The organism is Solwaraspora sp. WMMD406 (assembly GCF_029626025.1).
Taxonomy (GTDB): Bacteria; Actinomycetota; Actinomycetes; order Mycobacteriales; family Micromonosporaceae; genus Micromonospora_E.
Genome location: NZ_JARUBF010000001.1, coordinates 450,848 through 475,766 on the forward strand (window position 1 = coordinate 450,848; position 24,919 = coordinate 475,766).

General features: G+C 69.8%; 19 protein-coding genes and 3 pseudogenes. 11 read left to right on the forward strand and 11 right to left on the reverse strand.

Annotation, left to right across the window (positions count from 1 at the left end; genetic code table 11):
• Positions 1-34: 34 nt before the first annotated feature.
• The gene (locus O7632_RS01930) at positions 35-1,063 is read right to left on the reverse strand and encodes a hypothetical protein (RefSeq protein WP_278110899.1); all 1,029 of its coding nucleotides are present in this window, start codon (positions 1,061-1,063) and stop codon (positions 35-37) included.
• Between the two features lie 434 nt (positions 1,064-1,497).
• On the opposite strand from O7632_RS01930, the gene O7632_RS01935 reads away from it, so the two are divergent.
• Together O7632_RS01935 and O7632_RS01940 are read left to right on the forward strand one after the other, a co-directional pair.
• Entirely contained in the window at positions 1,498-1,764 is a 267-nt protein-coding gene (locus O7632_RS01935; protein ID WP_278110901.1) for a hypothetical protein, read from the forward strand.
• A gap of 310 nt (positions 1,765-2,074) precedes the next feature.
• Positions 2,075-2,941, forward strand: coding sequence for a S1 family peptidase (locus tag O7632_RS01940; RefSeq protein ID WP_278110902.1), 867 nt, complete (start codon positions 2,075-2,077; stop codon positions 2,939-2,941).
• 110 nt (positions 2,942-3,051) lie between these two features.
• On the opposite strand, the gene O7632_RS01945 is transcribed toward O7632_RS01940, so the two are convergent.
• Positions 3,052-4,383, reverse strand: coding sequence for a ferredoxin reductase family protein (locus O7632_RS01945; RefSeq protein ID WP_278110903.1), 1,332 nt, complete (start codon positions 4,381-4,383; stop codon positions 3,052-3,054).
• Between the two features lie 294 nt (positions 4,384-4,677).
• Entirely contained in the window at positions 4,678-5,964 is a 1,287-nt protein-coding gene (locus tag O7632_RS01950; RefSeq protein WP_278110905.1) for an adenylosuccinate synthase, read from the reverse strand.
• A gap of 128 nt (positions 5,965-6,092) precedes the next feature.
• On the opposite strand from O7632_RS01950, the gene O7632_RS01955 reads away from it, so the two are divergent.
• Together O7632_RS01955 and O7632_RS01960 are read left to right on the forward strand one after the other, a co-directional pair.
• Entirely contained in the window at positions 6,093-7,073 is a 981-nt protein-coding gene (locus tag O7632_RS01955; RefSeq protein WP_278110907.1) for a hypothetical protein, read from the forward strand.
• A 693-nt stretch (positions 7,074-7,766) separates the two neighbouring features.
• The gene (locus tag O7632_RS01960) at positions 7,767-9,263 is read left to right on the forward strand and encodes a chromosome partitioning protein (RefSeq protein ID WP_278110909.1); all 1,497 of its coding nucleotides are present in this window, start codon (positions 7,767-7,769) and stop codon (positions 9,261-9,263) included.
• A 63-nt stretch (positions 9,264-9,326) separates the two neighbouring features.
• Here O7632_RS01960 and O7632_RS01965 read toward each other — a convergent pair whose 3' ends face one another.
• Positions 9,327-9,755 carry a DUF3151 domain-containing protein gene (locus O7632_RS01965; RefSeq protein ID WP_278110911.1) on the reverse strand — a complete coding sequence of 143 codons (429 nt, stop codon included), beginning with the start codon at positions 9,753-9,755 and terminating at the stop codon, positions 9,327-9,329.
• A 201-nt stretch (positions 9,756-9,956) separates the two neighbouring features.
• Between O7632_RS01965 and O7632_RS01970 the strand changes: the two genes are divergently transcribed.
• Positions 9,957-11,219, forward strand: a complete 1,263-nt coding sequence (locus O7632_RS01970; protein ID WP_278110912.1) for a hypothetical protein — start codon at positions 9,957-9,959, stop codon at positions 11,217-11,219.
• On the opposite strand, the pseudogene O7632_RS01975 reads toward O7632_RS01970, so the two are convergent.
• From O7632_RS01975 to fxlM, 5 genes and pseudogenes are all read right to left on the reverse strand, one after another.
• Positions 11,170-12,124, reverse strand: a pseudogene (locus O7632_RS01975) (thiopeptide-type bacteriocin biosynthesis protein). The gene O7632_RS01970 and the pseudogene O7632_RS01975 sit on opposite strands and share 50 nt — an antisense overlap.
• A 23-nt stretch (positions 12,125-12,147) precedes the next feature.
• Entirely contained in the window at positions 12,148-13,230 is a 1,083-nt protein-coding gene (locus O7632_RS01980; RefSeq protein WP_278110914.1) for a lanthionine synthetase C family protein, read from the reverse strand.
• A pseudogene (locus O7632_RS01985) lies at positions 13,227-16,002 on the reverse strand (lantibiotic dehydratase). The gene O7632_RS01980 and the pseudogene O7632_RS01985 overlap by 4 nt, the downstream one beginning before the upstream one ends.
• A 68-nt stretch (positions 16,003-16,070) precedes the next feature.
• A complete protein-coding gene (locus tag O7632_RS01990) occupies positions 16,071-16,217 on the reverse strand; it encodes an FxLD family lanthipeptide (protein ID WP_278110917.1) in 147 nt (48 codons plus the stop codon).
• A gap of 15 nt (positions 16,218-16,232) precedes the next feature.
• Entirely contained in the window at positions 16,233-17,471 is a 1,239-nt protein-coding gene (fxlM, locus tag O7632_RS01995) for a methyltransferase, FxLD system (RefSeq protein WP_278110918.1), read from the reverse strand.
• A gap of 348 nt (positions 17,472-17,819) precedes the next feature.
• Here fxlM and O7632_RS02000 point away from each other — a divergent pair, with 348 nt between their 5' ends.
• From O7632_RS02000 to O7632_RS02010, 3 genes and pseudogenes are all read left to right on the forward strand, one after another.
• Complete coding sequence (locus O7632_RS02000) at positions 17,820-19,241, forward strand: helix-turn-helix transcriptional regulator (protein WP_278110919.1); 1,422 nt, start codon at positions 17,820-17,822, stop codon at positions 19,239-19,241.
• A 48-nt stretch (positions 19,242-19,289) separates the two neighbouring features.
• Positions 19,290-19,775 carry a GNAT family N-acetyltransferase gene (locus O7632_RS02005; protein ID WP_278110920.1) on the forward strand — a complete coding sequence of 162 codons (486 nt, stop codon included), beginning with the start codon at positions 19,290-19,292 and terminating at the stop codon, positions 19,773-19,775.
• Between the two features lie 218 nt (positions 19,776-19,993).
• Positions 19,994-20,705, forward strand: a pseudogene (locus O7632_RS02010) (creatininase family protein).
• Between the two features lie 356 nt (positions 20,706-21,061).
• Here O7632_RS02010 and O7632_RS02015 read toward each other — a convergent pair.
• Positions 21,062-22,258 carry an IS630 family transposase gene (locus O7632_RS02015; RefSeq protein WP_278110295.1) on the reverse strand — a complete coding sequence of 399 codons (1,197 nt, stop codon included), beginning with the start codon at positions 22,256-22,258 and terminating at the stop codon, positions 21,062-21,064.
• Between the two features lie 107 nt (positions 22,259-22,365).
• Between O7632_RS02015 and O7632_RS02020 the strand changes: the two genes are divergently transcribed.
• From O7632_RS02020 to O7632_RS02030, 3 genes are all read left to right on the forward strand, one after another.
• Positions 22,366-22,680 (forward strand): PH domain-containing protein, encoded by a 315-nt coding sequence (locus tag O7632_RS02020; protein ID WP_278110294.1) that lies wholly within the window; start codon positions 22,366-22,368, stop codon positions 22,678-22,680.
• 571 nt (positions 22,681-23,251) lie between these two features.
• Positions 23,252-24,037: a helix-turn-helix transcriptional regulator gene (locus tag O7632_RS02025; RefSeq protein ID WP_278110924.1), complete on the forward strand. Its 786-nt coding sequence runs from the start codon at positions 23,252-23,254 to the stop codon at positions 24,035-24,037.
• Positions 24,028-24,213: a DUF397 domain-containing protein gene (locus O7632_RS02030; RefSeq protein WP_278110926.1), complete on the forward strand. Its 186-nt coding sequence runs from the start codon at positions 24,028-24,030 to the stop codon at positions 24,211-24,213. Before O7632_RS02025 ends, O7632_RS02030 begins: the two co-directional genes overlap by 10 nt.
• 110 nt (positions 24,214-24,323) lie before the next feature.
• Here O7632_RS02030 and O7632_RS02035 read toward each other — a convergent pair whose 3' ends face one another.
• Positions 24,324-24,842 (reverse strand): hypothetical protein, encoded by a 519-nt coding sequence (locus O7632_RS02035; protein WP_278110929.1) that lies wholly within the window; start codon positions 24,840-24,842, stop codon positions 24,324-24,326.
• Positions 24,843-24,919 lie beyond the last annotated feature (77 nt).

Here is a 24,919-nt window from a genome sequence, read left to right on the forward strand (position 1 = left end):
CTCATCACCTACCGTGGCGGAAAGTCCAGTTTGATCATGCAGCCGATGTGCCACTGTGGATGCTGACGATGTCGAGCACCGCCGCGACGAGTCGATCCAACTCGGTGGCGTCGCGCAGCATCCGGTCGAGGCGGTCGCCGTACCCCCGGTCGCCCGTCTCGTACGAACCCGGCGCGACCGCGTCGTCGGTGCCGAACACCACGCCCAGCACGTCGGCGACGACCTGTCGGGCCGGTTCCCCCCGGGCCAACCTGGCGGTGATGAGCGCGACCGCGTCATGAGCCAACGCGGTCAGGACGCGATCCTGCTCGTGCTCGATGGACACGTCGGTCGGGGCTGGTGGACGACCGCCGTCGCGGTCGTCGAGCCGTGGCACCGCGACCACCGGCGCCTGCTTGCGGCCGAGTGGAACTTCCACGTACCGCTCGTACCACTGTGGCCGGTGACTCATCGCGTCGAGTACGACCCGGATGTCGGCGCGCACCTGCGCCTCTCCGTAGGTCGACCAGTCTCCGTGGCGCTCCCAACGCCGCGCCACCCAGGCCTGGGTCGGCCACAGGTCGTAGCCCGCGCTGCTGGGCACCCCGACCCAGATCAGGATCTGCGTGGCCAGATCGATCAACCAGGGGTCGCCACCCAGTTGCTTCGACAGCCAGCCCGGCACCCGGGGACGCTGCAGCGCGCCGATGGCGCCTCGCCGCCGGCGGTGCCCGTCGACGGTGGCCGGGACGAGACGGCTGGCGATCCATCCATCAAGGTTCTCGATCCGCGACACGGCCCGGCGGACGACGTCGTCCACCACGGCGTCGACGTCGTTGTGGAACCGGTCGAGGCAGTCGGCGGCCAGGCGACTGATCGACGTCGCACAGGTGAGATGGCCCCGGCGCATTTCGATCTTGCGGGTCAACCCTCGATACACCACGGGCCAGACGATCGAATACGTCGCGCCGGTCAGCCGTACGCGATATGCCCCGGAGGCTGTGGCGATCGTGGCCGACAGCAATCCCCGGCGTGCCAGGTCACGGACCTCGTCGACACCATCGGTCTGGGACGATCCGAGCACCGCGCCCTCCTCTGGATAGAACCTCCGAAGCCGATCCAGCTTGGCCTATCGCGGTAAGCGGCGTGAATGACAGGACGAATCGTCTCGGACACCGGTCAGCCGAGGGTCCGAGCGTCTACGTTGACTTGTCAGGACCACCCGGTCCACAGCAGAGACTGTCGGTCTGGTCGGGCTGGATGAACGACGTAGCCGACCGCAGTTGGATCGGCAGCAGCCCGTCACCCCTTCGGATGACCTCAGCCCGGTCACGCCCCCGCCCGCCACCTGATCAGCATCCCGCGCCCCACCCGATCGACGCCCGGCCCGCCACCCGATCGGCACCCCGCCCACCATCGCGGGGCGTCGTCGAGGATCCGTCCCGACAGCTACCGCCTGGCCGTCGGCACGGCATGCTGGCAGGTAAGATCAACGCGACTACCCGACGGACGGTCCGCATGCCAGACGCCGCAGTGCCACCCGACGATCCGGTGCCGCCCGGGGCGCCGGCCGACGAGCTGACCGGATATCTGCTGTCGGAGCTACGCGCGGCGCGGTCCGCAGCCGTACGCGCCGGAGCTGACCCCGACGCGGTGACCGCCGACCTCAACGAACGGCTCCGCCGACTACGGATGATGTTGGCGGCGGTCGACGAGGACGTGATGCCGACCGCCGCTGCGGACCACCCCCCGTCTGCCGGCGAGGCCGACGGATCTGGCCGCTGACCGGCCGGCGTCGCCTCCGGCGCCGACCTGCGCGACGTGCGACCCCCTGACGCGCCGACCTCTCTGACGACCCGGGCTTTTGACAGGTACGAGACGACACCGAGCCAGAATTCGACCGGAACTGTTTTTCACAATTAACGTTGCATTAGTAATAGTGCTGTGATAGCGCTTGCAATTGTGATTGATACACGACAATACTGATCAACATCTGGCCAGTCCGGTCCGGAGTCCTTCGACGACGCGCCGGCGCTCCTGACAGCGCTCATGGACACCGATCCATGGGGATCCCCGCTCCATCGAGGAGGAGACAGTGAGGATCAGACACACGACCAGCCGGGCCACCCGACTGCTCGCCGTAGCCGTCGGCGTGGTCACCGCCGGTGTCATCGCCCTACCGACACCCAGTTCCGCCGCTGCCCAGGTCTACACCACCAGCCAGCTCGTCGCGGTCAGCGACGCGGTGGAACGCTCGGGCGTCGAAGGCATCGCCTGGCACGTCGACGGCACCACCGGCCGGGTTGTGGTGACCGCCGACAGCAGCGTCTCCCGCGCCGAGATCGCCAAGATCCGGTTGAGCGCACGCGGGATGGCCGGCGCCATCCGGTTCGAACGGACCAGCGGGGTGTTCACCCAATTGGTGTCCTCGGGCGATCCCATCTACGGCAGCGGCGGTCGCTGCTCGCTCGGGTTCAACGCGGTCCGGGGCAGCACCTACTACTTCCTCACCGCCGGACACTGCGGTGAGGTGGTCAACACCTGGTACAGCAACTCCGCGCAGACCAACTTGATCGGCCCGACCGTCGACTACAGCTTCCCCGGCGACGACTACGGCCTGGTCCGCTACGACAACCCGGCGCAGAGCCACCCGGGCGGGTTCACCGTCGGCGACGCCTTCGTCGGACAGTCGGTGACCCGTACCGGCTCCACCACCGGCACCCACAGCGGTACGGTCACCGCGCTCAACGCCCGGGTCCGCTACCTGGGCAGCGGCGTGGTCCGCGGGCTGATCCGCACCGACGTGTGCGCCGAGCCGGGCGACTCCGGCGGCCCGCTGTACTCCGGATCGACGGCGCTCGGCCTGACCTCCGGCGGCAGCGGCAACTGCCGGACCGGCGGTACGACCTTCTACCAGCCGGTCCGCGAGGCGGCCGACGCGTACGACGTCACCATCTACTGACGACGGCTCGGCACCGCTGACGAGAGTGTGAAGCGCCGGCCGTCGGCTACCCAGCCCGGCGGCCGGCGCTGTGTGCGGCGCTGTGTGCGGCGCTGTGTGCGGCGCTCGGGTCAGCCGAGACCGAAACGTTCGGCGTGAATCTGGCGGCCGGGCACGCCCAACGCCTGGACGCTGGCCACCACCGCCGAGGTCAACGCGGGTGGACCACAGACGAAGACATCCCGTTCGGCGATGTCCGGTACCCGCGCCAGCAGGTTCTCCGGGTCGAACGGCCGGTTGGGCGGGGAACCGGTGCCGGTCCGGCCGGTCAGCAGGTGCAGCTGCGCGTCCCGGGCCGCCGCCAGTCCCTGCAGCTCGCCGAAGAGTACGGCGTCGGCCTCCTTGGCCGCGCGGTAAAGCACGATGGTCGACCCACCGGACTCCTCCAACAGCGCGCGGATCGGGGTCACCCCGACGCCGCCGGCGATCAGCAGCGTCTTGTCCCGCTTGCGGTGCAGGCTGGTGAAGGCGCCGTACGGGCCTTCGATGAAGACCCGGTTGCCGACCTTCAGATGCCGCAGACCAGCGCTGGTCTTGCCGGACGCCTTGGCGGTCAGCCGCAGCGACCGCCCGTCCGGTGCCGCCGACAGTGAGAACGGGTTCGCCTGCCACCAGCGGTTGTGGCCAGGAAACCGCCAGATGCAGAACTGGCCGGCGCGGGCCGGCAGCCGATCCAGGTGCCGACCGGTGACGTGGACCGATACCACGTTGTCGGCCTCGGGCACCACCGCCGCCACCCGGAACTGGTGGTACGCGTTGCGCCACAGCGGCACGCCGACCCGGTTGACCACCAACGCGCCGATCACCAACGCCCACAGCGTCCACCAGTAGACGGTGGCCGGGGTGGACGAAAACGTCGTGGCTTCCATGAACTGGTGCACCAGCCCGGCGAGCAGCGCCAGGTAGATCAGCACGTGCAGGGCGTGCCACGCCTCGTACGGCAGGCGGCGTCGGGCGTACCGGATGGAGACGCCGACCACGACGATCATGATGCCGGCGGCGATCATGCCCAGCAGCGAGGCGGTCACGCCGGCCAGGCTGAGGAAGGTCTCGCCGAACCCCATATCGTACAGGGTCGCGTAGCCGGTGATGATGAGGCTCGCGTGCAGCATCACGGTCCAGAACAAGCCGAAGCCGAGCAGTCGGTGCCAGGCGGTGAGCCGGTCCATCCCGATCCGCCGGTCCAGCCACGGAATCCTGGCCACCAGGGTCAACTGGAGCATCATCAGCATCGCCGCGTGCAGGCCGAAGAACTTCGCTACCGTCAGTACGGAGTTCTTCCCCTGGCCGTACGCGAAGAAGAACACCTCGAGAACGATCAGGTTGACCAGTACGACGGCGCCCAGCACCCAGCGGGCCAACGTCATCGGTGAGACACCCGTCGGTGCCGTCGGTACGCTCATGGCCGCTATCGAATCTCTGGCCCGAACGGGATCGCCATACAGCCGGCTCACTGCCTTGCCCCCTGCTATCCGCTAAAGTCGATCAATTCTGGGAAGGGTGTCCCGCTGTCGGCATCAGGCACACGGCCGGTGCTGGATCACGCCAGCCGGTGCTGGTCGTGGCCGTAAGGCAGGCGGGACCGGATCGATCATCGGCGGACGACGCCACCCGCCGCTTGGTGGAAGTCTGAGGATTTCCTGAGGAAGCATGAGCGGAGCCACGCGGGCGGGCCCAGGGGGCCGGGGTGGGGCAGCTCAGAGCAGGTCGTGGCGTACGACGTTCTCCTCACGGCCCGGACCGACGCCGACCACACTGACCCGTGCCCGGCACAGTTCCTCGATCCGGGCGATGTAGCGGCGGGCGTTGGTCGGCAGTTCCGCCTCGGTACGGGCCTTCGTGATGTCCTCCCACCAGCCGTCGTGCTCTTCGTAGATCGGGGTGGCGTGGTGGAACGCGGTCTGCGTCATCGGCATGTCGTCGAAGCGTTCGCCGTCGATCTCGTAACCGACGCAGATCGGCACCTTGGCCAGGCCGGTGAGCACGTCGAGCTTGGTCACGACCAGATCGGTGATCCCGTTGAGGCGTACGGCGTACCGGCCGACGACCGCGTCGAACCAGCCGCAGCGGCGTTCGCGCCCGGTCGTGGTGCCGTACTCGGCACCGATCTTGCGCAGGTGGTCGCCGTTCTCGTCGAACAGCTCCGTCGGGAACGGGCCGGAGCCGACCCGGGTGGTGTACGCCTTGGTCACCCCGATCACCTTGGTGATCGCGGTCGGCGGGATGCCGGTGCCGACGCAGGCACCACCGGAGGTCGGGTTGGACGAGGTCACGAACGGATAGGTGCCGTGGTCCATGTCCAGCATGGTCGCCTGGGCACCTTCGAGCAGCACGGTGTCACCCCGGTCGAGGGCGTCCCACAGAATCGCCCGGGTCTCGGCGATGTGCGGGCGCAGCCGTTCGGCGTACTGCAGGTATTCCTCGACCACGGCGTCGAGGTCGAGGGCCTTGCGGTTGTAGACCTTGAACAGGATCTGGTTCTTTTCCCGCAGCGCCAGTTCCAGCTTCTTCCGCAGGATCCCCGGGTCGAGCAGATCCTGGACCCGGATGCCCATCCGGGCCACCTTGTCGCCGTACGCCGGCCCGATGCCCCGCCCGGTGGTGCCGATCCGCGACGACCCGAGGTAGCGCTCGACGACCCGGTCCAGAGCCCGGTGGTGCGGCATGATCAGGTGCGCGTCGCCGGAGATCCGCAGCCGGGAGACGTCGACGCCGCGTTCGGCCAAGCCGTCGATCTCGGTCAGCAGGACCTTCGGGTCGACCACCACCCCGTTGCCGATGATGATCATCGCGTTCGGGGAAAGCGCACCGGAGGGCATCAGGTGCAGGGCGTACTTCTGCCCGTCCGGGGTGATCACGGTGTGCCCGGCGTTGTTGCCGCCGGAGAAACGCACCACGTAGTGGACCCGCTCGCCAAGCAGGTCGGTAACCTTGCCCTTGCCCTCGTCACCCCATTGCGCGCCGAGCAGCACGATCGCTGGCATCTGTAGTAACCCGCCTCCATGGGGCTCGGGTGCCAGGTGGCGACCGCGTGGCGAGCCCGAGGAGTCAGGCTAACAAGGGTCACGGTCCTGGTGAACGTGGCCGCGAAGATCGGCGGGAGGCACCGACGGTGTACGACGTGGTGCTGCTGACGCTCGGCAGCCAGCCCGAAGCGGGCTGCGACGGCGGCTGTTGCGCAAAGGCGACCGACCGTAGCCCGCCGGACTGCGCCGAGCCGCTGCGCGTGCCGGTGCTCGCCTGCCGCGACGCGCTGGTCGCGGCGGGTGCCCGGGTCGAGGCCGTCACCGCCCGTTCGGACCACGACATCGATGCCGTACTCGCCCGTCTGGACGGACCTGCCCGACCGGACGGCCTGACCTGGCCGGACGACGACAGCAAGACCCGGCTGATCGTCGCCGCCGCCACCGACGGGCAGGTGCGGGCCGTGGTACGGCGCATGGTACGCCGCTACGCCCCGCCGCCGAGCCGGCGCCCCACCGACCTGGCCGACAACCGTACGGTGCCGGATCTGCCGGCGATCGGACTGTTGCCGCTCGGCCCGGCCAGCCGGACCGGGGACGGTGGGCTCGATCTGGCCGGCCGGCTCGGCGTGCCGTCGCAGCCGGCGGCGGTGGCGACCGCCGTCCTGGCCGGACAGGTACGCCGACTGGACCTGCTGCGTACCGACAGCGGATCCGTCACCCTCGACGGCGCACTCCTCGGCGGCGCGGATGCCAGCGGACGGCCGCTACCCTGGCGCGGTCGGGTCGAGGTCGACGACGCGGTGCTGAGCAACGGCAACGATCCGTTGCTGGCCTGTGTGGTGGCGAACGCCGGCGGGTACGCCACCGTGGCGGAGGTCGAGTTGCTCGCCCACACCGACCCGGGCGACGGAATGGTGGAGGTGGCGGTGGCCGTACCGGTGACGACCCGGTCCTGGTGGCGCGGGCAGCGGCTGCGCATCGAGGTACGCCGGGCCAGGGGGCGGGCCACGGCGGTCACGCCGCGCGACGGGGAGTTGCCGTTCCTCGACGACGGGGTCACCGGCTCGCTGAGTCGAAAACGATCGTGGTGGGTGGAACCCGCCGCTTGGGCGGTGTACACCCATTGACCTGGTATGCGACGCTAAATAGCGTCTGACCTGCACATCCTCGGGCGGCCGTGGGGGACGAGGGGAAGGTACGCCGTGAACGACCACACCGATCGGGCACAGCCGACCAGCGCGGACGGAGGCCAGTTGGACGAGCCGTTCTGGCCACCGGACGAAATCACCGCTACTCCCCGCAACGACGCCACGATCGCCGTCCCGCTGGTCCAGCCGCCATCGGCACCGCCGTCCCCGACGACCGCACCGCCGGCGCCAGCGGAGGCGAGGGCCACACCGCCAGCGCCGGTACCGCCCATGCCCCCGGCGTCCGACCACGCGGTGCCCGCCGGACGGCCCGCCGATCCCGCCCTGACCGCCGATCGGGATCCACAACTGCCGCATTCACCCGTCTCACCATGGGCACAGCCACCGACGCGAGCACAGGTCCGCGTGCCCGTCACCCCGCCGCTCCCGGTGACACCGACCGGCCCGTCGGTCCCGCCAGCCCCGCGCCGGTCACCGGAACAGCCGTCTCCGCTCGACCATCCCGACGATCCGGTCGACCCGTCCGCCGGGCATCGCCCGCATCCCGTACCGCCTCGACCCGGACCGACCCATCCGAGCCCGCCACACCCCGGACCGAGCCGTCCGGCCCCACCGCCGGGCCAGACGCCCACGCCGCCACCGCCGCCCCGGCCCGACGGTCCTGACCGAGAGATGTCGTCGCACCAACCGGTCGACCCGTGGGCCGACCACCAGGACGACGGCGGTTGGCCACCCGCCCTCACCGGCGGCAGCGGACCGCCGCTGCCGGTCACGGCGTACCAGCAGGTGAGCCCGGGGGTCACCGAACTGCCTCGGCAGCCCTATCAGGAAGCGCCCGGGGTACACCGGATCCCGCCGCCGCCCCCACCGGCGACCCGACCCGGTCCACCACCGGTCCCGCCCGCGCAATCGCCGGACGCCGCTGGGCCGGCGTCCTGGTCGGAGCATCCCGTCCCGCCTGGCTTGCTCGCCCCGGTGCCCCAGCCCTCGGCGCCGACGTCCCCGGCCGCGGCGACGGCTTCACCGGACGCACCGCCACCACCACCGGTCGGACCGCCCGCACTCGTCGGACCACCGCCGCCGCACGGCGGGCCGCCACCACCGGTCGGACCACCGCCGCCATACGGCGGGCCACCGCCGCACGTCGGACCACCGCCGCCGCACGGTGTGTCGGCGGCGTCGCACCCGCCCGGCCCTGGCTCGCCCGCCACCCCGCCCGGATGGGCACCCGAGTCGTTCGTACCCACCGCCGAGGAGTTCGCCCAGCGGCGCGCGACCAAACCAGCGAATCCGGTCGCCACGATGGGCATGCGGGCGGCACTCAACCGGTCCACGCTCGGCCTGGTCAAGTTGCCACCCGGCCAGCATGAGCAGGAGATCCGCCGGGACATCGAAATGGTCCGCCGCAACTTCGGCGGCCTACGACAGGTTACCGTCGTCAATCCCAAGGGCGGCGCGGGCAAGACCGTCGCGATTCTGATGCTGGCCATGACGTTCGGGCAGAAGCGCGGCGGCTATGTCCTGGCCTGGGACAACAACGAGACCCAGGGCACCCTCGGCATGCGCGCCCAGCAGGACTTCCACTCCCGGACCGTCCGCGACATGCTGCGGGACCTGCGGCAGTTCCAGGGGTCGCACGGCCGGGTCGGAGACCTGTCACAGTACGTACGCGCCCAAGGTGAGGGCATGTTCGACGTGCTCGCCTCGGATGAGTCCGCGACCGCCGGTGAGATGCTCACCGCCGCCGCGTTCGCCGAGATCCGGGAGATCGTCAGCCGGTTCTACAAGTTGATCTTCGTTGACACCGGCAACAACGTACGGGCCCAGAACTGGCAGGCGGCGATCGACGCCACCGACCAGCTCGTGGTCACCATGTCGGCCCGCAACGACTCCGCCGAACCCGCCGCGCGGATGCTGGACCATCTCGAACAGACCGGCCGGCAGCGGCTCGTCCGGCAAGCCGTCACCGTCATCTCGATGCCGCCGAACCGGCGGGAGATCGACCTGCTGCCGATCCAGCGGCACTTCGCGGCCCGGACCCGTACGGTGCTGCTCGCACCGTACGAGCGGATCATCGACAGCGGCGAACCGATTCGCTACGGCCAGCTGTCGTCGACCTTCCGGCAGGCCTGGCTCAAGATCGGCGCGGCCGTCTCCGAAGGACTGTGAGCCGCCGGGCCTGACAGGTCGATGATCGGTCAGGCCCGGCGCACGCGACGATCGCGGCGGCGATCAGCTACCGGCCAGTGCGTCCCCGGCGGCCGGATCGCAGTCCCGCAGGAACTGCGCGCACCGGGCGGCCTCGTCGGACTCGCCGATCTCTCCCGCTGTCCGGGACAACAGATGCAGGCAGGCGAGGAACCCCTGGTTGGGCCGGTGCGACCACGGCACCGGACCGTGGCCTTTCCACCCGTTGCGCCGCAACTGGTCCAAGCCCCGGTGATAGCCGGTACGCGCGTACGCGTACGCGGTGACGATCGCGCCCTTGGCGATCGCGCGCTGGGCGAGCACCGCCCAGGCTCGGCTGTAGGTGGGGTGGCGCCCGGTGGCGGCGGCGTACGCCTCGTCGGTATCGACCTGGGCAGCCTCGGCGAGCGCCGCCTCAGCCTGTTCGTCACCGGGCAGCAGGGTGGCCGGTGGCTCGGGCAACAGGTTCTGCATTTTGCCCATTCAACCCGGATTCGCAGCCACGTGGTGACTGAACGGATGAGTCCTTCGTCACGCGTGCGGCCGGTGTGCGGTCGCGCGTACTCGACTAGAAATAGAGGTCCGGAGCCTCCCCAGGACCCGGTACAGGGAAGCCCGGTGGCCTCGTGCCACCGGGCTTCGCTCCTGTTTGCGGCGGTACGGGAAAATGTGCCGGTGCCTACCCCACTGACGGCAGAGCTGCCGGCACCGCACGACACCACGCCGCACGACACCACGCCGCACGAAGTGGAGTCCCGCGAAGAACTCGACCACCATCTGCGCGCCGGCAGCCTGGCCGGGCTCACCGTGCAGGGCCTACGGTTCGACGAAGCGCCGGTACCCGACCTGAGTGCCGTCGATCTCACCGACGCGCTCTTCCTGGGTTGCTCGTTCCCGTCCGCCGATGTCGAAGCGGACCTGGTCCGGCGCGGCGCGCACGTCGTACCGCCGTTCGCCGGGCTGCCGTACCCGACCCATCCACCCCGCCTCTACACCCCCGCCGACCTGGCCGCCGGCTTCGCCGAGCACGGCGCCGACGGCATGTACGACAACCTGGTCTACCAGCACTTCCGCGCCCACGGCGGTGCCCTGCCCGAGATCCGGGAGGCGCTCGCCCAACGGCTGCACGACCACGCCATCGACAACGCGCTCGCCGACGCCACCCGGGACTGGATCGGCGCGTACGGGGCGGCCTCGGTGATCGGGGTGATGGGCGGGCACGCCGTACGCCGCGGTACCTCCGCGTACCGGCTGGCCGCGACCCTCGGCTGGGAGCTGGCCCGCGCCGGCCGCCTGGTCGTCACCGGCGGCGGACCCGGCGTGATGGAGGCGGCCAACCTCGGTGCCTACCTGAGCGGCCACGACGCCGACGACCTGGCCGCCGCGATCGACCTGCTCGGCACCGCACCCGACTACGCCGACCAGCAGCCGTACACGGCCGCCGCGCTGACGGTCCGACAGCGGTACGCCCCGGCCGACGCCGCCGCGACTGGTGCCGACGCCGACCGCTTCGGCTGGGCGCGGGCCGGTGGGCTGGCCATCCCCACCTGGCTGTACGGGCACGAGCCAGCGAACCTGTTCGCCGGCCGGATCGCCAAGTACTTCTGCAACGCCGTCCGGGAGGACACCATCCTGCGGCTGGCCCGGGGCGGGATCGTGTTCGCTCCCGGCCGGGCCGGCACCGTGCAGGAGGTGTTCCAGGCGGCGACGAAGACCTTCTACGGCACCGACGGCGCCAGCGGCCCGTACGTCTTCCTGGACCGCTCCTTCTGGACGCAGACGCTGCCGGTGGAGACCGTCCTGGCGCCGCTGCTGGCGCTGTCCCCGGCCGGTGACCTGTCCGGGCTGATCCGGCTCACCGACGACGTCCACGAGGCGGTCTCGCTCCTCACCGCCACCCCGGTGCCGGCAGTGGTGCCGGCCCAGTCGCGACACTGACCCCGACCCGGCACGACGATCGACTATCCGGCGGTCGGTCCGATTCATTGGATAACGTCCCGTCAGCCGTGGTTGGTGTCTGGTGAGCTGACCGTGGCCAACCGTGGGCGGAATGCGAGGTTCGGCTCGCCGTCTGCCGGTCGTCGGTGCGGTTGCTGCCGAGGATTGCTTCGGTTGCGGCATGGGCAAGGATGGCTTGGGTGGTGGCGGGTAGTCCGATCCGGTTCCAGTGAAAGATCACGTGTTCGGTGATGATCGCGCGTAGTCCGCGGGTGAGTGAGCCGGTGGCGCGCAGGCCGGCAAGGGCGGTGCCGGCGTGCGCGAAGGCGGTGTGCCAGTCGCTCGTGGTGTGGGAGTGGCCGAGTAGCAGGTGGCGGATCTTGTCGGTGAACGATTCCCAGGTGGCGGAGTCGGTGCGGGTGGCTGGGTGGGGGGTGGTCGGGGCGATGTTGTGCGGCGCGGGCCCAGACGTCGGCTTGTTCGTTGATGTCGAGTCCGGCGGCGCGCATCAGTGCGGTGGTGAGGATGAGTGAGTGTTCGCGTCGGTTGGTGGGTTGGTCGTGGAGGTAGGTGAGGAGGTGGTGGCTGTCGTGGTGGAACAGGGTGTGGGCGGTGTTCATCGCGTCGGGGCCGCCGAAGGTGTGGGTTTCGGGTTCGTAGATGTCGTGGGTCCAGGGGACGTTCTGGGTGAGGAGGCGGTGTGCGGGGTCGGGGTGGTCGGTGGGTGTTGCGGGCAAGTAGCGGATGCGCCAGGGTCCTTTGCGGATGAACCACCATGCGGTGATGAGGCCGGCGGTTTCGGCGGCGGGCAGCACGCTGCGTAGGTGGGGTATGGCGTTGTGTTCGCGTTCGTGGCGGCTGCGGCCGGGGTAGTCGATGGTCACCTGTTTCCAGACGGTGTCCATGGCGGGCCTTTCGTCAGTGCAGATCAGTGCAGGAGGAGGCAGGCGTCCCACCCGGTCGTGGTGGTCGCTGCGGTGGCGAGTCGGGTGCCGCTGGTGCCCCCGAGAAGTCCGGCGGGCTCGTCGGCGTTGGTGGAGCTGGTGGTGCGCTGGTGCAGACGGGTCAGCGGCGTGACGGGTGTCGGGGTGAGCGCGTCGGCGGCGATGCGCCGGCCGACCGCGAGGAGGCCGGCGGTGCCGTGGCAGAGGCTGCGGTCGGTGAGTCGGCGGATCTGTTCGGGGTCGTTCACGCAGGTGGTGAACGCGGTGTCGGCGAGGTGGCGCCGGGGGGTGTCGTTCAGGGCGATGCCGGCCAGTTGCTGGGCGCGGGCGATGCCGGGGGTGCCGTAGCACCAGGAGGGCCGCAGTGGCTGTCGCTGCGCTGGTGTGCCCCGGTGTACGTCGTCGAGGGTGAGTGTTTGCGGCCACCAGGTAGCGCCGTCGGTGTGCTGCTGCCACCGGTCCAGCCAGTCACATATCCGCATGATCGCGGTGGTGTGTCCGTTGACGCTGATGCCGTCGCGGTGCGTGAGGGCGAGCAGTGCGAGGGCCCCGGTGATGCCATGGGCGAGGCCGTGGTTGGCGTGACCCCCACGCGGTGGCGGCTGGTGGCGGTCGGGTCCGTTGGCGCACCACCAGCCGGGAAGGCCGTCGACAGGTTCGGTGAGGCGGACCAGGTAGTCGAGGACGTGGCGGAGCAGGTCGTGATCGCCGAGGCGGCGCAGGGCGACACCGAGGCCGGTCACGCCACGGATGAGGTCGTACTCGGCGTAATGCGGCCGGCGGCGGGAATCGATACGGCGGTGGGCGGCGTCGAGCCGTCGGCGGGTCACGGTGGCGGTGCCGGACGCTGCGACGGTTCGGGCCCGCGCGAGCCGGGGGTGGTCGGCAGTGGCGAGGACGAAGGCGAGCGCGGGTGCGCCGTGGAAGAGGCTGGCGCCGTCGGCGATGCTGACGCCGTCGGCGGCGGCTTCCCGCAGGGCGGCGTACGCGGCCAGCCAGTCGCCGGTTTCCAGATGCAGCAGGGCGACCCCGGCCGCGCCGTCGGCGAGGGACTGCCCGCTGCTCATGAGGTCGCCTGGTGGGTGCGGGCGACGGCGCGGGCCAGCCGCAGGCAGTGCCGTTCGGAGGCGGGGTCGACGCCGATCATGCGGGCGTGGTGCAGGTGCAGCAGGTCAGCCAGCACCTGGTCGAGGTCGAGGCCGTCGGCGTGGGCGAGGTCCCGGTAGACGGACAGCGCCGCCGCACGATCATCGTCGCGATGTGGGGTGCGGACGAGGTCGAGTTGGGCGGGGTCGAGTCGCGGGCCGCTGCGGTGCGGGACGTGGTCGGTGAGCCAGCGTGGCCCGTCGCCGGTGAACGCGTCGGCGACGGCGATCATGCCGGCGGCGGTGACGGCCTGGCGGTCCGCACCGCAGACGCGGTCGCCGGTCAGCCGCCGTAGCGCTGTGCGGGAGTCAGCGGCGAACACGGCCTCGGCGGCGGCGAGCGTGGGTCCGGTGCCGTGGCGGGTCTCGGGCCGGTACGTATGCAAACTGTAGTCGTGCAGGACGCCGTCGTGTTCCAGGCGGTGTGTCCACTCGGCGAGGCGTCCGGCGATGCCGGCGAAGCTCGTCGCGTCGGGCAGTGGGATGCGTAGCCGCAGGTGGGGTTCGGGGTCGGGGTAGCGCAGGAACCACCAGCCCACCGGGAGCACGGGCGCGGTCTGTCGGGTGAGGTCGGTGAGGATGTCGTCGAGCCGCCCGTACAGCCGGGTTTCCAGCCACGGTGACGACGGCGCGGGCCGGTGCGCCACGGCGGTCACGGCCCGGACCGGCCTGGCGCGCTCGGTAGGGCGGGTTGCTGGTGGGGTGTCGGTGAGGGTGAGCAGGATTTCGGCGGGCCGGTCGTCGATCCAGCCGGCCGGGCCGGGCGCTTCGGTGACGACCGTCCGAGCATGTCGGTCGAGGTGGCGGCGCAGCACGACGAGGTGGGTGTCGTCGTCGAGGTTCAGGCGCAGCCGCACGTCATCGCCACCGCCGAGCAGGATCTCAGCCGGGAGCTGGTGGTGTTCGCGGTGCCGCTGCCAGGCGTCCCGCCACACCGGCCAGGGCACACCGGGTGGGAGGATGTGTCGGTCGATGACCCATCGAGCGGGGTGCAGCACGCTGCGTCCGCGCCGCACCCGGGGCAGGAACGGCAGGTCGTGTGCCTGTCCCCAGTCGAACCGGCTGCAGGGTGCCGTCCACGCCGTCGAGATCTCGGTCAGGAACCGTGTCAGCGGCTGCTGCAGGTCGGGCAGCAGCACGCTGTTGAACAGCAGCGGCTCGACCGTCCGGCCGGTGCTGCGGGAGACCAGCCACAGCCGGCGGCCATCGCCGGTCACGGCGAGATCCGCGACTGTGTACGGCGGGTCGGGGTGGAAGTCCCCGACGGGCAGGACGGGCAGCAGTTCAGGTGTCCGCGCGAGCGGGGTCAGACGCGGGTCCAGCGGCGGACCGGACAGCTGCACCGCGTCCGCGTCGGGCAGCACGGTCGGCAGACTCCGGTAGACCTGCTGGAACGACGACAGCTCGCCGGGGGTGAGCAGGTGCAGGAACCGGCCGGCAGACACCCCGGCATGGCGGGCGCCACTGGCCACGGTCAACGTGAACCTGCCCTGGTCCAGATCCCGTAGGGACGCGGCCGCGAGCGTGAACCGCAGCTCCGTGTGTGGCGTCGGCTGCCGGTCGTCGTCTCCCCGTAGCCGACCGACCAGGTCGTCGTCGAGGACGGCCTCGGCCCGGCCGTCCACCGCCGACCGCTGAGCCAGATGGGCGAGCAGCCGGTCACGGGCCGAGAACCCTGCCGGCACCCGCCGGATCGACCCCCGGTATCCGGCGGGAAAACCCAGCACGTTCACCACCTCCCGCAGCGGCACCGCCGCTCCCGGACCCCACCGCTGGATGAAGGCACCGTGATACTCCACCCACCCGGGCGTAGGAGGTGCCACCGCCGCCAACGTCGCCGCCGCCCGACCCGCCTCGCGCAGAACCCGCCGCAGGCAGCGTCACCGACACGTCCAGACGCACGTCGGCCGCGACCCTCCCGCCGGGGTCGGGAACCGTACCGTGGCGGGCCAGGTGGGCCACCGGGTCGGTGACCGTCATCGCCGGCCGCAGCGCCGACAGCAGCACCCCCGACCGCACCAGCGTGGCCAGCATCCGCTCGGCCGCAGCCACCCCCGCCGGCGACGGCCCGCCGACCCGCCCCGCCAACACCGTGAACGCGACCGGCCGGGCGGCGGCGTCGATCACCGCCCGCACCGGCCCGGTCAACCGGACCTCGACGTCCCGCCTGCGGTCACCGTCGGTACGGGCGCAGGGCACCACCCACACCCCGCCACGCCGGTACCCCACCACGTTCGTCACCACCGCGACACCCCGCAGGACGGTCACGTCCTGCTCCGCGCGGGCGGTGACCTCGGCGACGAACTCGCCGTCCGGGCGGACGACCACCCGGTGCGCCCCGCCCCACCGCACGCCCGCGTGGGCACCGAACTCGACCGGCGCCACCCCGGCGAAGACACCGAACGGCGTCGCCCGTGTCGTCCACCGCAGCAGGTACCGCACGACCGTCTCGACCAGGCGACGCCACCGGCGACCCGACATCGGCTCGCCGGCCGCCACCCGGCCGATCCGTTCGGCGAGCTCCGGCGTGGCGGAGGCGACCGCCGCCGCGAAACCCGGCAACGCCCACACCTGCACCAGCCAATCCCGCCACGGCTCCGGCTGCTCCGATGTCAGGTCGGGCCAGGCCGGCACGGTCAGCCCGTCCGGGTAGGCGGCGGCTCTGACCAGGGCCGCACCCGCCGCAGGAACCACGACACACCACCGGAAGAAGAGGGGCCCGGCGTCCGGGACGCCGGGCCCGAAACGGCGTCGAATCCGTGCTACTTGCCGCCGCCGGAGCAGGCGTTCGACCCGGTGTTACCCGAGCCGCAGTTGTCGTCGGTGTTGGTGGCGTACCCGCCCGCTGCGGGGCCGGCGTCGACCAGGGTGATGTCCAGGTCGAACTCCTCGATTTCCGTGGTCTCCACTCGCGTTTTCCCTTCTCATGCGGGGTTGAAGGTGAGGACGACACGGCTGTGCCGCTTGTCCAGCACCGTCCCGGCCGGCAGGTCACCGTCGGGAGTAGCCGCGGGCAGCACCTGCAACGCCGGGGCCGGCTCGCCGCCGTCCACCCAGTCGCGCATGTGCGCCACCATCCGCTCCGCCGCAGCGGCGGCGTCCGGCCCGTGAGCACACGCACCCACATCGAACCGGTCCCCGGTCCAGGCCAGCGCCGACCGGTAGGAGAACGTGCCCTCGTGCAACGCGGCCGGCGTACCGAACCGCCACGCGGGCGCCACCACGCCCGCGTCGACCGCTTCCTGCTGTGCCGACAGCACCACGAACTGATCCACCTCAGCGGACAGACGCACCGCCAGCCACAGATCCAGATCCGCCAGCACGGTACGGGGCGGCAGACTCACCCCGGCCCACACCTGCTCACGCGGCTGCGACAGCAACCCGGCGACCGACTCCGCCGACACCGGCTGGTCCTCGTCCAGCCGCAGATGCACCCCGTCGGCGATGTCGACATAGCGCATCTCGTGCGCACCGGCACCCTGCATCGACACGAACCCACACAGACGCTGACTGTGGCTCACCAGCCGGTCACCGACCCGACGCAACGCCCACGACCGGGTCATCCCGAACGTCCGCAACGGCACCACCAGCACCCCGTCCTCGGCGAGCTGCGCGACCCACGACTCCGGGACATCCCACGCCCCCGCCGTCACGATGATCAGGTCGAACCGGCGACCCGGCTCGATCGGCCGCTCGGCGTCGGCACACACCACCGTCACATCGCCGTAGCCCGCAGCCGCCAGACAGGCCACCGCCCGCTCCGTCACATCCGGATCGATGTCCACCGTCGTCACCGAACCCGACGGGCCCACCAACTCCCGCAGCAACGACGCGTTGTAGCCACCCGAACCGACCTCCAACACATGCCGACCGAGCAGGCCGCCATCGAAGGCATCAGCCGCCTGACCCAGCATCTCCGCGATCAACCACGGCGCCGACACCGAACTCACGGTCTCCGCACCCCGCCGCTTCGTGATGACCGCGCTGTCACCCCGATACGCCTCCTCCAACGGCACACCCGGCGTGTACAACTCACGCGGCACCACCCGCAACGCCGCCTCCACCTCCGGCCGCATCGTCAGACCCTTTGCCGCATGATCAGTGACCAACCCATCCACCATCGCCGCCCGCAGACCATCGCTGGTCACCATGTCGACACTCATCCGCTACGCCACTCCCCATCTGTCACGGCCGCCCATCCGGACGACCCGCTCGGTCGGATCGCTGCCCGGTCCTGAACACATCTTCGCGACCACCATCTGAAGCCCCACCGTTCCCAGCAGGTCGCGGTGATCGTGCGCCACAATCCCCAGACGCAGACAAGGCGCTGGATCAAAGGTTGGTCGCATCCACTCAACGCCTGAACGTCGATGTCGAACACCCTCGACACGAATCCTCGACAACGTCCCGCCACTCTGTTTGGGCCGGCCGGGATACCGCTGTGCGGGCCGGGTGTGACCCCGGTCTCGATTGTCGGCTAGTGTCGACGTGCCGTGAGGGGTACGTGGCGAATGGTGATCTGCACTGCGATGACGGTGGAGGGCTTCCTCGTGGATCCGCAGCAGCTCAGTGACGTGAAGCGGGCGCTTGGACGTCGGCTCGCCGGATGGCGTAGGACGCGCGGGCTCACCCAGGATGACGTGGCACGGCGGGTACACAGCACTCGCAGCACCGTGGGCAACGTCGAATGCGGCCGGCAGGTGGTTGACCGGGTCTTCTGGGTACAGTGCGACTCGCTCCTCGACGCCGGCAGCGAACTGATCTCCGGCTACGACGAATACCGGGCTCTCGAAGCACGGCTTAAGGAAGAGAAGGCCGAGGCGGCTCGTCAGGCGCGGTGGAAAGCTGTCGACCCCCGGGTGCTGGCGCAAGCGAGTCCAGCGGACGTGGTCCCCGGCGCTCGTGCGCTGGCGGCATCACCTGCTGGCGAGCGCCTCTCCCAGGGTGATGGTCACGACGGTGTAGGGACCGGCTCGTCGGTGGGTGGCGACGACGTTGAAGGGTTGCGTCGCTCGCTCAATGAGTTATTGAGTTCGGGATCGATGACCTCGGTCGGGCTGGACGAGTGGGAACAGGTCGTCGCCGGGCACGGCCGTGCGACGCGAGACCGCCCAACCGCTGTGCTGCTCGCCGAGTTCGTCGCTGACCTCGGCGAGTTGAGAGAGGTCATCGGACGTCATCCGTCGGCTTCCACCCTGCGTCGCGTGACCAGGATGGCCTCGCAAATGTCGGGTCTGATGTGCCTTGTTCTGTGCAGGGTCGATGACCGGTCGGCCGCCCACCGATGGGCACGCACCGCTCGGCTCGCCGCCGTCGAAGCAGGAGACCCGGTGACGCGCTCCTGGGTGCTCGCTCAGGAAGCACATGTCTACTACTATGGCGCGGACTTCCGGGAGACGATCGACCTCGCGCGGCACGCGCAGGAGATCGCCAGGCAGGCGTCGGTGGGAACTGCCTTGGCGGCGGCGGTCGAAGCACGGGCGTACGCCGCGACGGGACAGCGCGAGCAGACCCGGACCGCGTTGGGACGCGCCGAGGACATGCTGTCCCGCCTCGAAGGAGACGACCTCAATTCCTCCGCGTTCGGCTACAGCGAGGCCCAGCTGCGGTTCCATGAGCAGAACGCCTACACCCGTCTGGGCGATGTCGAGGCGGCACTCGCCGTCCAGGATCGGGCGCTGGAGCTCTGTCCACCCGCCGACTACACCGACTGGGCACTGACCCGACTGGATCGCGCCACTTGTCTGACTGTCACGGGCCATGCGTCCGACGCTCTGGACCAAATCGCGGACACGATCGGCAGCCTCGACGAGGCGAAGCGTCAGGGCATAATCGCCGAGCGGGCGCGTCATGTCCTTGACGCGCTGCCCGCGACGCAACGTTCCGCGTCGACCGCAGGCGACCTGCGAGCGCTGTTGACGACGGCCAGATAGGAAGGCTCAAGGTCCGTGACCCGCATAGCACCCGCCGATCCAGCCCACGTGGACGCGCTCGCCGCGCTCCTGCAGGAACTGGACACGTTCTACGGCGAGACCGCAGTCGAGCCGTACGAGGTGCGTATCCGCCAGATCAACGAGGCTCTGTTCGGTGACCCTCCCCTTGCCTACGCTGCACTCGCCTGGAACGCCCGGGAACTCGTCGGGCTCGCGACGTACTCCTTTCTGTGGCCGGCTGTCGGCCTAACCCGCTCCCTCTACCTCAAAGAGCTGTACGTAGCGGAAGCAGCCAGAGGCCAGGGAATCGGGAAGCAACTTATGGACCACCTCGTCAAGGTGGCGGTGGCGAACGACTGCAGCCGACTCGAGTGGACCACCGACCGGGACAACACCCACGCCCAGCGCTTCTACGCGCATCTCGGCGTCACCCGCAACGACAACAAAATCTTCTATCGACTCGAAGTCTCAACGTTGAAGACCTCGACAACCGGCTGGCCCGCCGACTACCGCCAGGACGAGGCGCTCACCTGAAACCGGCTCGCCCGGTCCTACGCCGCGACGAACCGGCTGGCCGAGGCGGGTGCCGAAGGCAGCCGCGCCCTAAATTTGGCCGCCGCGACCTCGGCTGCCAGGGCGATGACCTCCCTGCACCATCTCCACGGTCGGCTCGTAGGCGTAACGGGATCCACCGAGGTCGCCGATTTCCACAATGCCTTCTCCCTCGTCGCGTCAACGACCAGACTGTGATCATGGACCTGATCTCCACCGCGACCACCGCAGACGAGGCCAGCCGGGCCGCGAGCGTCGCCGTCCTCCCGTTGGGCAGCTTCGAACAACACGGCGCCCACCCCACTAATCACCGACACCATCGTGGCCTGCGCGATCGCGAAAGCCGCCGCGACCGTCTACGGCCTGCTGCTGCCCCCGGTGACGATCAGCTGCTCGCAGGAACACACCGGCTGGCCCGGCACCGTCAGCATCCGCTCCTCCACCCTGACCCACATCATCACCGACGTCGCCGAGTCGCTAAACCGGGACGGCGTCGACCGGTGGATTGTGGTCAACGGCCACGGCGGCAACTACGTGCTGTCCAACATCGTCCAGGAAGCCAACACCAGCGGACGGCGCATGGCCCTCTACCCGAGGAGGCAAGACTGGGAAACCGCCCGCCAGCACGCCGGCCTCGACAGCACCAGCCACGACGACATGCACGCCGGTGAGATTGAGACCTCCCTGCTCCTGCACCTGTGCCCCGAACTCGTCCGACCCGGCTACCAGACCGCCGACCACCTCACCGAACGACCCGACCTCCTAGTGCTCGGCATGCGCGGCTACACGCACACCGGCGTCATCGGCGCACCATCCACCGCCACCGCCACCAAAGGCAAGGCCGTCCTCGACAGCCTGACCACCACCTTCGCCACCAGCCTCGCCAACCTCCAGCAGCACACCCAACCCTGACCGGTCACGCCCCCAGCCCGCTGCGCCTCGCCGACCGCCGTAGCGCTCCAGCACAGAGCCGACGACACAAGACGGACCGCAGAGGGCTGGACTGGCGGGTGCAGCAAGATCACCGTGCACAACGTCCAACGATCCCGGCCGGTGTCGACCACCTGCAGCAGCTCGCCGAGCTTCCGGTCGAGCGATTGCTCCGCGCCCTGCAGCTGTCGTTGATCAACTTCGCGATGGTCTTTCGGCCGTGGCCGGTGCCGTCCAGTGGGAGCGGACACGTTCGTCCGTCGCTGTCGATGCCTCTCGACACCAAGGTCCCAGCACGACCCCGAGGCTAAGTGGTTCAGGTCGTAAGTCCTTCGGGGTTACGCGGCCTGGGCGTGTGCGGCGGGCTGGTGTTGGCAGTCGGCGTGTTGCTCGGGGTGTGGGTCTTTCCGTTCGTGTCGTTCGATCCGGGCCAGTAGGTCGGTGAGGTCGGTCGGGGTGAACTTCCATCTGAAGGGCCGGGCGGTCGCGTTGTAGCGCTGTTCGAAGGCGGCGAGGCGGTATTGCACCTGGTCGAGGCTGGTGAAGTCGTTGGGGGTGACGACTTTGCGTTGCACGATGGAGAAGTAGATCTCGATTTGGTTGAGCCAGGAGGCGTGGACCGGGGTGTGGATCATGACGGCGTTGGGGTAGCGCCTGCGCAGGCGGTCGATCGCGGTCTGGCCCCGGTGGGAGGAGCCGTTGTCGACGATCCAGAACACGCGGCGGGCGGAGGCGTACGGTTCCCGGGTCATGACCTCGTCGACGAGGTCGGTGAACGGGGTGATGCCGGTGGTGTCGTGGCAGAGTCCGATGACGTGGGCGCGGTGCACGTCGTAGGCGGCGAGGTAGGCGAGGGCGCCGCCGCGGTCGTACTCGTGGTTGACCCGCATGGCGCGGCCGGTGCCGGGGGGCAGTGTGGGGTGGCAGCGGCAGCGGGCCTGGATGGAGGTCTTCTCGTCGGCGCTGATGACGTACTCGTCGTCGCCCAGTGGCCGACCGTCGAAGACGCGCTGGTAGAGGTTCAGGACGCGGGTGGCGCGGGTGGCGAAGTCCGGGTCCCGGATGAAGATCCACGACTGGTGTCGCCAGGGTTTGATCGTGTCGGCGGCCAGGATTCTGCGGATCGTGGCCGGTGAGATCGTCTCGGCGATTCCCCGGGCGGCGACCTCTCTGGCGAGGTCGGGGCAGTTCCACTTCGACAGCGGTGTGCCGGTCTCGGCCGGTAGTTGACAGGCCAGGGCTTTGACCTCGGCGATCTGGACCGGGGTGAGACGGGGCGGTCGTCCGCTGCGGGGTCGGTCTGTCAGCCCGGCCATGCCCTCGTCGGCGTACCGACCGCGCCAGCGTCGTACCGTGTCGACGGTGACCTGATGCCGGCGGGCGATCGCCGCGTTGGAGTGGCCACGGGCGGCGTCGCGGACGATCCGGGCGCGGATGACCTGCTGGTAGCCGGCGGCATGTGAGCGGGCCAGGGTTTCGAGCCGGTGCCGGTCGGCGGCGGACACGGTGATCTGGCGGGCGTGGCAGGCGGGCACTGGAGGACTCCACGGTCGATCGACGGCCCCCGTGGCGGATCACGATCCTTGCCGGATGACGGCTCGACAGCGGCACGTGACACGCCGCGAACGGGGAGGATGAGGCCATGCCCACGATCCCCGCGTCGACCAAGGCGTCCTTGATCCAGCGGCTGAGCGGGCACGCCCGCCGGAACTGGCCACAGGTGGCGGGCGTGCACGTGCGGTACCACGGCCAGTTCGCCTACGTCACCGTCGAGCTGACCGACGGTGAACGGCTCCCCCTGATGCGACTGCGTTACGGCGGTTCCGCCCACCGGTGGGGTACCGCCATCCACACCGCCAGCACGAACGACTACGAGAACCAGGTCTGGTTCACCGGCACCACCGAGGAAGCCTTCGACCTGGTCTGCGACCTCAAGCTCAGCCCCAGGACCTCTTGATCACCAACCGCGCCAGGTCCGGACCGTCAACCCCCGAAGGACTTACGACCTGAACCACTAAGGACGTGACCTTCGCGAGATTCGAGATCTCGATTCAACATCTCGCGAGTCGACACTCGGCCGAACAGGCCAAAGCCGTGAAGCGTCCGCGGCTGTGGTAGCCCCAGCGTCGAGTGTTCGTGTCGAGGCTGTTCGACACCTACCGCCTTGCCCAGGCTGTTCGCAGCAAGTCGATCAGCGCTCGGGTCTACCGCGTGCCGCCGACCAGCGGGTACTTGCAGCGGACTTCGGCAGCCAGCCGCGTACCTAGCTCGACCGCTGGCCGCCACGCCAGACAGCCTGCCGTGCCAGTGCCCCCGTCACTGGCACGGCAGGCCCACCACACGGCCCACCAGTCGAAGGGTGAAGTTGTGTCGCCATCCAGCAGGCTGCAGGTCGCCCTCGCCGCCTCCCCGGCCTGCGTGACCAAGCCAGACGCCCACCTGTTGTCGGCCCTCGATCTGCGCCACCCCGGATGCTGGTCAGTGCCGACAGGTGGCCTGACCCGTAGCGATCTTGAAGGGTGGTCCGTATGAGCGGTACGGAATGGTTACGGCTGGAACTTCGTAGGCTGCGCGAAGCGGCAGATCTGAGCCAAGAATCGTTTGGCCAGCGCATCCACTTCTCAACATCGCACGTCGGAGCCGTCGAGCGCGGTGATCGACCGATCCTGCCTGGGTATCTCCGAGCGATAGACAATGCGCATGGCACCGCCCTGGTGACGCTCTACCGGCAGTTCATCCGAGGAGAGTGGACACCGGCTCACTACCGCCCTTTCGTCGAGTACGAGGGTCGGGCGACCCTGCTGCGCGTCTTCCATCCGGCTCTGGTCCCTGGGCTACTCCAGACGGAGGCGTACGCGCGCGCTCTGCTCCCGGCGGTCGATGTGCCGCCGGAGGAACTGGAGCAGACGCTGGCCGCGCGGCTTGATCGGCAGGAGGTGATCACCAGGGACAGCCGCCCGTGTCACTTGGCTACCGTCGTCGACGAGTCCGCGCTTCACCGACTTGTGGGCAACCCCGAGGTGATGCGCGATCAACTGAAGGCGCTTGCGTCTGCCGGTGATCGACAGCACCTCCAAGTGCACGTCATCCCGGCGGACACCCCGGTGTACGTCGGACTTCTCGGACCGATGGTGCTCGCGACAGTAGAGGGTCGCTGCGTCGGCTTCCTTGAGAGGTATCTCGATGGGCAACTGATCGAGTCCCCTAATCAGATCGAGGCCCTTGAGCGGAAGTGGGAGATAATCCGGGGGTACGCTCTATCTGCACAGCAATCCCGAGAGCTGATCATGAGGGTGGCGGAGAAATGGACCTGACCGGAGCCCGGTGGCGCAAAAGCACTAAGTCCGACACGATGAGCTGTGTGGAGGTCGCTGACAACCTGCCCGGATGCATCCACGTGCGTGACACGAAGGACCGCGACGGCGGGACCCTGACCTTCGGTCCGGCAGCCTGGTCGAGCTTCGTCGAGATGGCCCGCCAGACCCGCTGAGCTCGCCGCAGACGGCCTAGGAGCCCTGGCCCCGCCCCCTTCTTCCCTGGGACCAGGGCTTCCTGTGCGCCTGGTGACGCTGTGCGGTGCGACCACGGCTCCGGCCGATGTCAGGCGACGGAGCGGCGGCGCCAGGCGACGATCGGCAGCTCGACGTCGGGGTCGGCGGAGAGCCCGTTCTCGTCGAGGGCGTTGTGTACGGCGAGCCGGGCCCCGTCGAACAGGAACTCGACCGCGTGCAGGACGTGCGGTCGCCAGTGCGACGGCATGATCCGCTCGATCACGTTGACCGCCCGCAGCGGTCGACCGACCGCCGCCAAGGGTGCCGGGTGCCGGTCACCGCGCCAGTCCAGCCGCAGCCCCGACAGGTCCACCGGCATCGACATGTCGATCTGGTTCCAGGTGATCGCACACTCGTCGAACTTGCGGTGGGTGACTTCGACGTTGGTGTCGCCGAAGCCGAGGATCACCGGTCCGTTGGCGTACCAGGTGTCCTGGTCGAGGTCCCACATCAGCCAGGTACCGGCCAGCGGACGGCCGATCAGCCGGGCGAACCGGGCGCGATGAGCGGCGGCGAGAGTCGCGGCGTCGTGGCACCAGTGTGGCTCGTACCCATCGATGCCGAGCACGAACGACCTCCACAGCGGGCCTCATGGATCGGTCGATCCTACCGGTGCCGCCCGGCGGAGACGACGCGCGGCCGGCC